The sequence below is a fragment of the Tenacibaculum sp. nBUS_03 genome (genome assembly GCF_051201695.1).
Taxonomy (GTDB): domain Bacteria; phylum Bacteroidota; class Bacteroidia; order Flavobacteriales; family Flavobacteriaceae; genus Polaribacter.
This window is the reverse complement of sequence record NZ_CP179214.1, coordinates 1,652,524-1,664,297: the sequence shown is the minus strand read 5'-3', so window position 1 is coordinate 1,664,297 and position 11,774 is coordinate 1,652,524. Positions and strand designations below refer to the sequence as shown.

The 11,774-nt window shown below is 28.5% G+C and carries 12 protein-coding genes; 1 reads left to right on the top strand and 11 read right to left on the bottom strand.

From position 1 onward, the window contains the following. Window positions 1–18 precede the first annotated feature (18 nt). Window positions 19–1,269 (top strand): hypothetical protein, encoded by a 1,251-nt coding sequence (locus tag ACMFBB_RS07720; protein ID WP_435263840.1) that lies wholly within the window; start codon window positions 19–21, stop codon window positions 1,267–1,269. 145 nt (window positions 1,270–1,414) lie between these two features. Here the strand turns inward: ACMFBB_RS07720 and ACMFBB_RS07715 are convergent, their stop codons facing one another. The 11 genes from ACMFBB_RS07715 to ACMFBB_RS07665 all read right to left on the bottom strand — a co-directional run bounded on the left by ACMFBB_RS07715 (window position 1,415) and on the right by ACMFBB_RS07665 (window position 11,746). After that, window positions 1,415–2,248, bottom strand: a complete 834-nt coding sequence (locus tag ACMFBB_RS07715) for a hypothetical protein (protein WP_435263839.1) — start codon at window positions 2,246–2,248, stop codon at window positions 1,415–1,417. A gap of 220 nt (window positions 2,249–2,468) precedes the next feature. Continuing rightward, window positions 2,469–2,603, bottom strand: coding sequence for a hypothetical protein (locus ACMFBB_RS07710; RefSeq protein ID WP_435263838.1), 135 nt, complete (start codon window positions 2,601–2,603; stop codon window positions 2,469–2,471). Continuing rightward, a complete protein-coding gene (locus ACMFBB_RS07705; RefSeq protein WP_435263837.1) occupies window positions 2,596–3,399 on the bottom strand; it encodes a hypothetical protein in 804 nt (267 codons plus the stop codon). The genes ACMFBB_RS07710 and ACMFBB_RS07705 overlap by 8 nt, the downstream gene beginning before the upstream one ends. Before the next feature lie 232 nt (window positions 3,400–3,631). Next, on the bottom strand, window positions 3,632–4,180 hold the full coding sequence (locus ACMFBB_RS07700; protein ID WP_435263836.1) for a hypothetical protein: 549 nt from the start codon (window positions 4,178–4,180) through the stop codon (window positions 3,632–3,634). Window positions 4,181–4,362: 182 nt separating this feature from the next. Then, window positions 4,363–5,334 (bottom strand): anti-phage protein KwaB, encoded by a 972-nt coding sequence (gene kwaB / locus ACMFBB_RS07695; RefSeq protein ID WP_435263835.1) that lies wholly within the window; start codon window positions 5,332–5,334, stop codon window positions 4,363–4,365. Further along, entirely contained in the window at window positions 5,327–5,905 is a 579-nt protein-coding gene (kwaA, locus tag ACMFBB_RS07690; RefSeq protein WP_435263834.1) for an anti-phage protein KwaA, read from the bottom strand. The genes kwaB and kwaA overlap by 8 nt, the downstream gene beginning before the upstream one ends. A 279-nt stretch (window positions 5,906–6,184) precedes the next feature. Next, window positions 6,185–7,522 carry a phage integrase SAM-like domain-containing protein gene (locus ACMFBB_RS07685; protein ID WP_435263833.1) on the bottom strand — a complete coding sequence of 446 codons (1,338 nt, stop codon included), beginning with the start codon at window positions 7,520–7,522 and terminating at the stop codon, window positions 6,185–6,187. 400 nt (window positions 7,523–7,922) lie between these two features. Continuing rightward, complete coding sequence (locus ACMFBB_RS07680; protein WP_435263832.1) at window positions 7,923–8,489, bottom strand: GNAT family N-acetyltransferase; 567 nt, start codon at window positions 8,487–8,489, stop codon at window positions 7,923–7,925. Continuing rightward, window positions 8,486–9,583: an aminotransferase class III-fold pyridoxal phosphate-dependent enzyme gene (locus tag ACMFBB_RS07675; protein ID WP_435263831.1), complete on the bottom strand. Its 1,098-nt coding sequence runs from the start codon at window positions 9,581–9,583 to the stop codon at window positions 8,486–8,488. The genes ACMFBB_RS07680 and ACMFBB_RS07675 overlap by 4 nt, the downstream gene beginning before the upstream one ends. Then, window positions 9,576–10,664: a hypothetical protein gene (locus tag ACMFBB_RS07670; protein ID WP_435263830.1), complete on the bottom strand. Its 1,089-nt coding sequence runs from the start codon at window positions 10,662–10,664 to the stop codon at window positions 9,576–9,578. Before ACMFBB_RS07670 ends, ACMFBB_RS07675 begins: the two co-directional genes overlap by 8 nt. Next, window positions 10,661–11,746, bottom strand: coding sequence for a hypothetical protein (locus ACMFBB_RS07665; protein ID WP_435263829.1), 1,086 nt, complete (start codon window positions 11,744–11,746; stop codon window positions 10,661–10,663). The genes ACMFBB_RS07670 and ACMFBB_RS07665 overlap by 4 nt, the downstream gene beginning before the upstream one ends. Between the last annotated feature and the right edge of the window lie 28 nt (window positions 11,747–11,774).

Here is an 11,774-nt window from a genome sequence, read left to right as displayed (position 1 = left end):
CTTTCCAAAACGTTGGGAGTGCCAACCAAAAAGAAAAATACTAGTGTAAACGACAAAAAAGGGAAGACTACTAAAACTAAAGGTGTACAAAAGCAGTTAAACGAAAAATCAACAGAGAAAGTAAGTACGGTTATAAAGTTTGAAGGTGGAGAAATGCATTTACATAAAGGGCTTAATAAAGTCCAATTGTTTTTTAATAGTAAGCCTTCAGAAACCGTAAGAAGTTACTTAAAATCTACAGAGCATTCTTTTAGATGGTCACCAAAAACTAAAGTATGGCAAAGACCTTTGAAATCGTATGCCTATACAGATGAATTGATTGATTATTTAAACGGAAATTACAAAAGTAAAACGTTAAACGGGGCTGTTAATACTCAAAACTCAATTAATACAGAGGTGTTTGTTGAGCCTTTACCTGGTTCAGAAATTAATCAAGAAGTACTAAACAGTATTCCAGTTGAAAGCAGCATTCCAGTAAAGTCTGTTAATACGATACAATCGAACATTTCTACTGTTGAAAAAGTAAAGCAAAACTGCACTACTTCAGGCAGAAACTCATTAGCTACTAGAAGGCAAAAAATGAAAGATCGTAGGTTTGAATTGTATGATATAGCTGATAAAAGCATGGCTGATTTTATTGGCGATATTGAAATTAAAAATAAAGAAAGTTTAGTGCTTACCATAGCAGGGCAAAGAGGTAGTATGAAAACTCGTTTTGCTTTTCAGTTTATGAATATCATGGCTCAAAAATATAAAGTAGGTCATGCCAGTTTAGAAGAGCATCCTGAAACAAAATTATATTGGGATAAAGTAGATCAGTATATCAATGAAACTGCCTTAAATAATATTGACAATCCTGAAATTAAAAATTTAAATCAGCTTGATAAGTTGATAAAAGAAAATGATGTTATTGTAATTGATTCATTTGCCAAACTTCAAGAACTAGAATCTAAATTACAAGTAGATACTCATTTAAGAAAAAAATACGACGGTAAATTGTTTCTTATCATTTTTCAACAAACGAGCGATGGTAAAATGAGAGGAGGAGCAAAAAGTGGTTTTGATGGCGATTGTATCTTTTTTGTTGAAAAGAAAGATGATTATACCCAAAACTATGTTAGAGCCGATAAAAATAGGTATGAACGATATCCAACCAACGAAATAATTTTTAACATTCATTCAGGTAAAACAATATTTATAAAGGAGCAGGAAAACACGACTCCTGAAGAAATAGAAGGTAAAAATAATTTTATTGATGTTGTTGTTTAGTTTTTGTGTTAACTTTTTTTTATATAGTTTGTTACGTGGTTTAGTAGGTGATTTAGCAAATAAAAACCGAATAGAAAATCCGTGAGGATTTTCGTAAGTAGGCTAGAACTAGCAATAAATTATATACGGTGTTAGCCATAGTTTATTATTCCGTTAAATTTATCAATTCATTTTCCAATTCCGAAGTTCCATTTTTAAGTTTACAAGTTTTAATCAGTTTTGAGTTACTTTTAAAATATTCAAATAGAAATTTGGATTTATGGTAACACTTGTTGTCATTTGTTATAAATGCCTTACAGATTGAACCATAAGCCGAATGTTTTGAATCATTTAGTAAATTACTAAAATCTCCTTTTTCATTCATTGAGTCTGGAAAAAAACCAATCAAATCTAAATTCATATACGCAGTTGTATAATAGTCAATATAAGTCAGAGCATTTGTTGTAGTATCTCCTCGCAATGATAGTCCAAATTCAACGAATTCTTTTAAAGAACCACTTATGCCTATCATTTTAATTAGTTCGTCCAATTGAGAAACTGAAAAATTACAAATATTCTTTGGGTCTAATTTAAAATGTGTTTTTATTATGTCATCTCTTAAAGGACCATAATTGTCTGTCATTTGTTTTACAATAGTCTGCCATTGAACCAAAGGTGCCATTGAATTATTATAAACATCTTGTTCATAAAATTCGAGCGCATTTCTATTTTCAACGTCAACATAATCACGTCCAAAATATTTAATGATTACTAAATCCTTTGTCTTTTCAGAAAGATAATTTAAGTCATTAATTCTTATGTTTGGTAATTCGTCTGAAGTTCTTGCTAAGTCTCCTAAATGTGCATCTGAATAAACCAATGTGATTTTATCAGATTGTCTTTTTAGAAAGTCATTCAGAACGATATGAGGTTTCAATTTCGGCTCTTTTAGTATAGAGAATAAATTCCAATCTATGTATGTTAAGTCCTCTGTTTTCACTGTTTGGGCAAATTATGGCTAACGTTAAGTATATGGCATGTTGGGCAGAAAATAAGCAATTACTTTCGGTTTAGTCACAAGCCAAATCTTTTGTATTTTGTTTTAATTTTTTTCTTTTAATACCAAATCAAAAGATTTGGCGACTTTGCAAATAGACAATAACCTTTCGATTAAACACTAATCGCCCTATTTTCTATATATAGCGTTACCCAACGTTTTTTTATTCGGGTGGTGCTGGTACTTTCAAATTCGATATTTTACTATAGAATTCTGCTAATAATTCATCTTCTATTTTTTCTTTGTTTTTAAAATCATGTCGAAATGGTCTATACAAAAGTGTATAACTATCATTCATTTTTAGTTTGTATAAAAAGTACTTCATTCAATGAAATTTTAATAAGTTCAAAAATGAATCTATAAACCTTTGTATAAGCTCTAATAAATGCAAATATAATAATGTAATAAAGGAACGATTCAGAAAGATTTTTAAATATTTCCACCACATTACTACTCTCTTTTGGAAAATATGAGTTAATAATTCTGAAAACAAGTAAATAACTAGCCCATCCAAATGCAAAAATAGAATTGATAAAAATTATTCTTTTATTAAAGAACTCATTATAAATATTTATATTTTCTGATATTAATTTCCATTGAGCTTCATGCAAATTATAGCTTAGTAACTTCTCAGTTAAATTTCCAATTAACTTATTCTCCTTCTCACCGTGTGAAGGAATTTTACTAAAAAATACAATTATAAGAAATATTGAGAATAATATATTTAAAGCTATTTCCTCATTAAAAGTAACACCCTCAATATTCTTAAATGCATCAATTAAAGCTATTCTAATTAAGAAGAAAAAAAGTAGAAAAACAACTGTAAAGACGATGTAATATTTCTTGATTGATGAACCTAATCCGTAAGCAACAAACACTATGGGTTTTAACAAGACTTGAAAAAACCAGAATACTTGCTTATACAACCAATTATATATTTTATGATTACCCAAATGCAATGAATCATTTTTTTTTGGAAATGATACAGGATAAGTAACAAAGGGAAGTTTATCATTAATACGTTTAATTAATAATGACTCAACGTAATTGACTATTTCAAGTGAGATTTTATATGCTTTTAATGGTGTTTTCATATTATATTTTTAGTCTTTACTTTTTGAATAATACAAAATAAAAAAAATATATAATCAGAAATATGTATCTATAATTCAACCCTGGAATCAAATGCTGGGTAACGTTTTGTGTATAATTACTGGCGTGTTTAAGCACTATACTTAGCAAATAAAAACCGAATAGTAAATCGGTTAGAATTTTCGTAAGTAGGCTAGTAGTAGCAATGAATTATAAACGTTTTAAGTTAGTATCTTATTTTATGATTTTCAAAATATCCAATAGCTTTGGAATTTTTTTAACTTGTGTTTCAGTCCAGAAGGTATAATTTTTAAATTTACTATCATCATAACTATTAAGTTTTATAGTTATTCTTTTTGTTTTCTCATAAATGAAATATGATAATGTCATCTCATTTGCTTTAAATATAAATTCTGATGATTTATCTTTAAATTTCAAATCTAAATTTGGAATTACATTTTTTTCAATAAAAGTAATAAATTCATTTATCTCTTCAATTCCGATCCAAGCAGTTTTAAATACATCAGGTTTTTTAATTTTCATATCTAGCTGTAAAGCGTTGGTTTTTTCTCCTGTTTTTAAATTTATTACTTCAATCGGGTAAAACTCTACCGTTTCTCCGATACCAGATTTAAATTTAGCAATAGTTGTCCAATCTTTGTTTATTCTAGTAAACTTAGCTTTATCTATAAATTTACGAGTTGAAGACTCAGTATTCTGCCCGATTAAAATAGATGATGTTACTAATAATGCTAATATTAAAAATTGTTTTTTCGTGCTCATTTTTTTATCATTTTTATTATTTCCAACAGTCTTGTCTATGAAAAGTAGCGTGCAAAAAGACACTGAATTTTCGGTTAAACACAGAGCCAAATTTTTAATTTGGCGTTTAATATTGATAAGTACAAGCCTATTGATTAATCACTTACTTAGCTATGTTTTATACACGTTGTTCTATGCAGTTTTTATTCTCCATTATCCTCTTCATTCTCTTCTTCACTCGTAACTTCATCTTTAGCCTTACTTTCATAAAATTGATTTGTAAGTTGAGAAGTCAGATATGCGTCATCTAACATTTTAATAAATAATTCTTTGGATATTTTTGTTTCAAGAATTATTTGACTTCCATCCTCACTATACTTCATTTTTCTAACAAGTGCAGGGTGAGTTTTTGTAAACGTTATTATTACTGAGTTTGGAATATTGTTTCTTATGACTGGAGAGTTTCTGATTTTCAGTACTTTTCTTGCAAATCGAACATTGGACAGCAGTGAGGTTAGTCCATCTGTCGTGTCTAATATGTTTAAGGCTTGAATTAGTTGAATACTTACATTGGCTTCTCGAACAATTATGTCGTGAAATCCGTGGCTACGTTCCAATAGTTTTAATTCTGTAAAAATTATGGATTCATTTACTTTTATTCCGTTAAATTTGGGAGTAAATCTTAATACTTTATCCTCAAATTTTCTTAACTGTTGCTGATTTGAACTCCAAAGTGAAAATCCACCTCTTCCAAAGACTTCAACAGGAGATAACTGTTTAATAATTGTAATTTGATTTTGCTCAGTTCCAATTTCAATTAAAAGAGATTCAATGTTACCTAAATCATCATCATTAAATGAAAACAAAGGTATATTATCGTTTAATTCGGTATTTACATACTCTAAACTTTCGGGTAATTTTAAATCATATTCAAAGACAGTATTTGAGCGGTCGTCAGCTTCTGAAACGGCAACAATTGTTTGTCCTTCTACGTTTATAATTGAAGAGTTTATGCTTTCAATGAACATCTCTTGGATAAAGTCAATTTCGTCATTAACAATGTTTAGAAGTTTAACTTCATTAGTTCCTTTTAAAACTGCATAAACAACAGTTGATAAATCATTTCCTTGCTCTAAAACTAAGTTTAAGGAATTTATAAGTTCTATTCTATTCATCTACTTTTGGTTTGGCATAATATATTCGGTTATCTAATTTGATATAATCACATCTCTGATTATTTTCTAATTTCTTTCTGCTAATTAGTATTATATCTTCTCTTGTTCCTTCTTTAAACTCCCCGTTAATTTTATAAATTCTATAATTTAATAAAGCAAGAGTTGGGTTAGCATAAAATAAATCTGTTCTTACATATATAACTCCAATTACAATAAGTAAAATAATCAATACAATTTGATATCTAAGGTCTACAAAGTTAAAACAGACTAACGGTACTATATAAGTTGTTAAAAATGTCAAGTGCTCGTAATCAATTCCTTCAATTTTTGTTATTTTAAATGGAATTTGTGTAGCTCCTTTTAATTTCTTTGAGAAGTCTAAAAATGAATAAACTCCAATTATTAAACAAAGTATGCAAACGATTGGTATCACGTTTTTTGAAACTAAATACCCAATTCCTACAAATTCACAATTCCCAGAAAAGCAAAAAGGAATATCCACAGTTATTACAATGGTCAAAATAAATAGTAACCATAGTGACAAAAAGAATAAGCCTATTTTTCTATACATATTTTTTATTTTACTATAAAGTTCGTTGTTTGGTCAAATTGCATAGAACTCGTTATATAGATAACAAAGTTCTCGTTTATTGGATTATAGTTCCGGATAAAAGGAACTTTAGGTAAATTTATGCATAGTAAAAAAGGTTACTTTACGGGTATCCTTAATTCTTTGTTTTTGGTAAGTATATAGCCTAAAAATGTAGATTTAACAATGAAGTATTCGTACAATTTTTTTTGTATTTCAAATTTATGAAATTTAATTGCTTTTGGCAAAATGAAAAAACAGTTATTTATTAGCTACATTTTTCAACACTGTTAAAGGAGGATTCTCTTTGTTTTTTTCTTTTAGAGCTTCGTTTGCCCAAATTTGAGCCAATTGTAAGCCGTAATCTAAAGGTTTTTTACCAATATATTCTAGGAACATTTTTTCTGTTCCATGGGCAGTAATATTCATTAATAAGGGAGTAGGATATTTTGGGTTTCCATAAAAATTAGTAGCAAAACTTCGTCTACAAATATGTGAGGAAACTAAAAGATGTTTTTCATATTCACCTTCAATAGTTCTTCTTTTTTTAGGATCGTAAGCATTACCTTTTATAACATCATTTATTTCTGCAATTTCACATACTTGTTTTAAATATTTATTGAAAAGAGCTTTGTTACTGTCAATGTTTTTTGTGAAAATAGGAGGGAATTCATGGTCTCTTTTTTCTAATATTTTCTTTACTTCTGGGTGAATTGGGATTTGTACAAGTTTTTCAGTTTTGATTTGTTCAAGTACAATAAATTCAAATGATTGTAATTGCTGAATAAAACTACTGTTCATTCTTAATAAATCTGAAACTCTTTGACCAGTATAGCAACCAATAATAAGCCAGTCTTTTGTTATTTCATGATTAGGATTCGTATAAGTAGTATTTTTTATTTGCTCTAATTCTTCAAATGATAGCGTGATTTTTGGAACTTTAACTGTAAAGCCTTTAAAATGGTTTAATTGTGGGTTTGTTTCAATACCATTTTTTTGAGCATCTAAACAAATGCTTTTCACAAATTTTAAATAGCGACCAATTGTATTATCACTTAATTTACCACTGTTAGAAAAGAATTTTATTAGCTCAGTTCTAAATTGTAAATCAACATCTTTAAGTAATATTTCTTTTTTGCGTTTTTTTTCAAACTCAATTAATTTATTTACAATGGTTCTGTATTTTTTTCGAGTTGAAATTGAAACACCTTTTCTTCCTTTTTGAGTTACTTTATATTCCAGGTTAGATATAAAATGCTCTCCATAGGGTATTAAATATAATAATTCGTTAGTATCTTTCTTTATTCTATTAAAGAAAACATCAATGGTTTTTTGTAACCATTCTCCATCAATTAAATCAGGATTGCTCTCTTCATTTAATTTATCAAAAACACAAGATTCTAATTTTCGTAGTTGTGTAGATAAATTTTTATTAGTTGCGCTGTTTTGTTTTGGGTGTCCAGTTTTTGTTCCCCATTCTTTTGGATTTATAAATAATCCAGTTTTTCGAAAAATGTCTTTATTTCTTCCTAGCGTTAATCTTAAATAAATTGGAGCGTTATCTTTTTTGCTACGTAGTGTAAATTTAAGCGTTGCCATACTCTAACTATTATTTTTTTGATAATCAAAAGTAAGAGTAAAAATAAACCTGCACAACATTTGCACAACATTTGCACAACGGTATTCAATTTAATACAATAACATTAAATAAAGGTTAAACTAGTTGTATGTATTGTTTTTACTGGTTTTACTACGGTTGTGTAATGAAATAGGGTGTTTTTAACACTTCACTTATTGAATAGTTTAACTCTCGGCGTCTCCACAAATGACCTCTGTAAGTACTATATTTACAGAGGTTTTTTTATGTGCCAATTATCATAACAAATAAATCATACCTTACGCATTAGTTACTCTTTTATTAATAAAGTATTTATACTGTTTCATTAGTTTTTCTGTTTTATTTCTATGCCCTGAAACGGAGTCTTCATTCCAAAATATCCTATTTTAAGGTAAAATAAGTACCGTTTTTATATTCAGGATTAAACCTTTTGTTTAATTTTTGATTGATAGTATTTAGCTCGTAATCCGTTTTTGTTAAAATAAGATTATAATATATTTCATCTTTACTTTGCTGAATAGCTCCTATTTTTAAAGCTATTTTTAATGAGTTAGCGTTACTATGTCTTATCCGAATAATTAAATTATCCAGCATTAATTCATTAAAAGCATAATACAATATTGCGGTAAGTAATTTACTTGTTAACTGGTTTTCACGTGAAGTTTGTATATCCTTAACCATTATACCCATTTCACCTTCTCCGTTTTTTATGTTTTTTATTAAAATAACTCCAACAGCTTCTGTTGCTTCAATGGTAAGGAAAAGATGAACTTTTTTTTCTGGAGTGTATAAATTATTATTCACCCATTCAATGTGGCTATTGTAATCAATCTTAACACCACCTCTAACTCCTTCTATTACCTCTGGTTGATTGATAAGTTCAAACAATATATTTGTATGAGCTGCTACAAATGGTTCAATTAAAATATCTCCGCAATATAAATTCATAAAAAAGGTTTAATCATTTTACACACTTCTGCAAGTTTTCCTGTATCTACTTGGAAGTTAGGAAAAAATCTAATGTTTTTATCGTAAAAACTTACAATTACCTTATTTCTATTTAAGTAATTTACAGCCTCAAAAGCGTTTTCCTTTGTCCCCATATTTAGACTCCATAGGGCACCTTTACCAGATAAATTTTGAGCAGGTAAATATTTTTTTATACAAACATCAATAGCTTCAATTTTATCCTGAACCTTTAGTTGTGTATATGCGTCTATAGTTGCAATGACTGAAGCACATGCAACTGGGTGATTATGAAAAGTTCCTCCTCCTCTAAATGAACTAGAAACTTTGAAAGAATTTTTGATAAGTATTAAAGAAACAGGAAAGCCACTTCCTATCGATTTACCTGCCACTATAATATCGGGTTCAACTTCATAATCGTAAAAACAAAAAAGATTTCCCATTCTGTGAAAACCCGTTAAAATCTCATCGTAAATTTGAAGTACTTGGTATTTTTTTGCTAAACCTGATAAACTTTTATAAAAATCTTTAGATGCCTGAAAGCCTCCACCACTCATTTGAATGGGCTCAATAATTATTGCAGCTATTAAATTAGATTGCATTTCTATTTCACAAGCTTCTAAAATTTCAGACTCATTCTGTTTTGCTAAAAAAGGAATTTTAAGGATTTGATTGTCATTATTTAAACAAGATTCAAAACCTAATTTATTTGCAAAAATAGTTTTACCGTGCATACTATTTTCAAAACTGATTATTTTTGATTTATTATTATTTGCAAAAGCCATTTTAATAGCTATTTCTATCGCATTGGCGCCCGAAGTATAAAATCCGCTAACCGAATAACCTTTCACATAATCTTCTATTTTCTTTTTAGCTGTTTTATATACCGTAGATTTTAAAAAACCTGGCCCAGAGTATTCTTGAATTTGTTGTTGCTGTGCTTTAATTATCGGAGAATAGTTATGTCCTAATGAAACAGATCCATAACCCATACATAAATCAAAATATTGTTGATTATTAGTATCAATTAAATAGTCTCCCTTAGCAGATTTAATATTTACGTTTAAATTAATCATTAATTAAAGATTGAATTATACTATGAGGAGATGGTAAAGCATTATAGCCTTCTAAAATTTTATTACGATTATCTACAGAAAAATATTGCTTTAATAGCACTTCTAAATCAGATTCTATTCGAGAGAAAAAATTGAGAAATTCAGGTGTTCCGTTATGATATATTCCATCAGACATATTTTTAAATAAATCTGTACTTAATTCTGCAATATGCCCTTTTTCAAAGCATAAAAAAGGAATATTGTAATATTTACACATTAATATCGAATTTGAAAAGACATTCCAATAGAACACAATATCGGATGATCTGATAAGCTGCTCATATTTACTTAAAGAAAGGAATTCAGAGACTTTTAGATTGTGGATTCCCTGAAGACTACCTGCTACTAATTCAGCTAATTTTAAAGGGAAAACACAACGTACGGTATTGTTTTTATTACTACACACCTCTTTAAGTCGATCAATTAAACTAATTAAAAATTGATCCTTATATTTAGCTAATAATAAATTAAAATCCAGTTCACCTAAAACAAACAACCAATTTTTGGTGTTTGGTGATTTTAATTCTGGTTTGGTTTTCACACAGAATTTATCATTATAAAAAGTGTATGTTTTTTCGAAATTGTTTTTACAAGGAAAACCATAAAAATGAGCTATATCCTTTAGGTAATTCCCTAAAAAAGTCATTTCAGACTCTAAGCCTTTTAACTTTTCCCCTTGAAGGCTAAACCTGCATTCTGGATAATTATCATAAACCCTAACAAACGGATCAGAAGTTATTATGGGAATTTCTAAAGATTTTAAAAAATCTATAAAATCGATAAATTCTTCTTTACTTGCTAAAGCTCCATTTATAATTAAATAAGCCGTATTAATTGCTATAACATCTGGTGATTCTTTTAAAACGTATCTCTTTAAATCTTGGATATTAGTATAAACATATAAAATATTCACCATTTCATCGAAGTAGTCGGCTCTAATTTCTGGTATAGCAATAACGGTTTCAAAAGGTTGATTTCTACTAAAAAAAGTAGCTAAACTAATTTCTCCAAAATCACGAGTGGTTATAAAAAAAACTTTCATAATTCAAATGTTTTTTGAACCGCTAAAATCTCAATAGGTGATTCAAGTTGATAATAAGGTTGGTGTAACTTCGGGTCTTTACTCTTAGAGTCAGTAGTATAAATTCGCTTTATTAAAGAAGGAATAAAAGCATCATTAATAGCCATAATTTCAGGTTCATTATCTGGAAACCAAGAATGCTTTATATAAGAATAAAAACCAGGGTAAAAAGCCTCCATATGCCCCATGCCTAGATAAACCGTAGGTTTATTGTAAAGTCTGCACAATAATGTTGACGCTGAGAAAATATTCCAATAAAGCATTAAATCGGATGCTACAATTAAATGTTCAAATTCATTTAATGTGCAATATGGCACATAACTTATTCCTTTAAGCTCCCCTAAATTTTGCTTTATTTGAGCAATAAGTGCTTTAGGAAAAACTAAATTAACCTTAATATTATGTACTTTCGTTAAAAGAATTACTACACTTTCTATAATTTTATGATATGTATTATCACTATCTGCTCGCAATAAATTATAATCTTGTTGAGCCAAAACAAAAGTCCAAGTTTTAGTTATATTTTCAGCGTTTGTAAAATCCTTTAGTTTATTGGGGTTAGAAAACGATTGACTTTTTACATTTTTTAAATTTACAGGCACCCCATAAACATGGGTATAGCCTTTCAGTCTTTCTCCTATTTGTTTTAACTTATTACGAATTCTAAAAAAAGAATCTTGGGAATCAACTTCATAGTCTAACTCATCGTAATAACGCATGAAAGGATCGCTAGTAGATATCGGTATGTTTTTCCTGTCTAAATAATCCAGAAAGTCATAAAATTCAGTATAAGTTAACATACCATTTGGAGCCAGTAAATATGCACTAAAAAGCATTACTTTATCAGGCAGAACTTCTTCTGTAAACGCCTTTAATTCACTTTCATTTTTATATAAAACTTTAGTTACGTTATTTAAAGTCACATGAGGAAATAATCTTTCCGGAAGTGCTAAATAAGCGTGTAACGGTTGCTTGTACAAAAGCAATCGCAGTAAAACCAACTCTCCAAAATCATCAGAGAAAACAAAAAGCGTTTTGGACATATTTAGTAAGTTTATTTTAGTTTTTAAT

Excerpts from the sequence above, each read along its gene's own strand:
- ACMFBB_RS07710 (WP_435263838.1), bottom strand. The coding sequence starts at position 2,603 with ATGAATGATAGTTATACACTTTTGTATAGACCATTTCGACATGATTTT.
- ACMFBB_RS07685 (WP_435263833.1), bottom strand. The coding sequence starts at position 7,522 with ATGGCAACGCTTAAATTTACACTACGTAGCAAAAAAGATAACGCTCCA.
- ACMFBB_RS07670 (WP_435263830.1), bottom strand. The coding sequence starts at position 10,664 with ATGAAAGTTTTTTTTATAACCACTCGTGATTTTGGAGAAATTAGTTTA.
- ACMFBB_RS07705 (WP_435263837.1), bottom strand. The coding sequence starts at position 3,399 with ATGAAAACACCATTAAAAGCATATAAAATCTCACTTGAAATAGTCAAT.
- kwaB (WP_435263835.1), bottom strand. The coding sequence starts at position 5,334 with ATGAATAGAATAGAACTTATAAATTCCTTAAACTTAGTTTTAGAGCAA.
- ACMFBB_RS07700 (WP_435263836.1), bottom strand. The coding sequence starts at position 4,180 with ATGAGCACGAAAAAACAATTTTTAATATTAGCATTATTAGTAACATCA.
- ACMFBB_RS07665 (WP_435263829.1), bottom strand. The coding sequence starts at position 11,746 with ATGTCCAAAACGCTTTTTGTTTTCTCTGATGATTTTGGAGAGTTGGTT.
- kwaA (WP_435263834.1), bottom strand. The coding sequence starts at position 5,905 with ATGTATAGAAAAATAGGCTTATTCTTTTTGTCACTATGGTTACTATTT.
- ACMFBB_RS07680 (WP_435263832.1), bottom strand. The coding sequence starts at position 8,489 with ATGAATTTATATTGCGGAGATATTTTAATTGAACCATTTGTAGCAGCT.
- ACMFBB_RS07675 (WP_435263831.1), bottom strand. The coding sequence starts at position 9,583 with ATGATTAATTTAAACGTAAATATTAAATCTGCTAAGGGAGACTATTTA.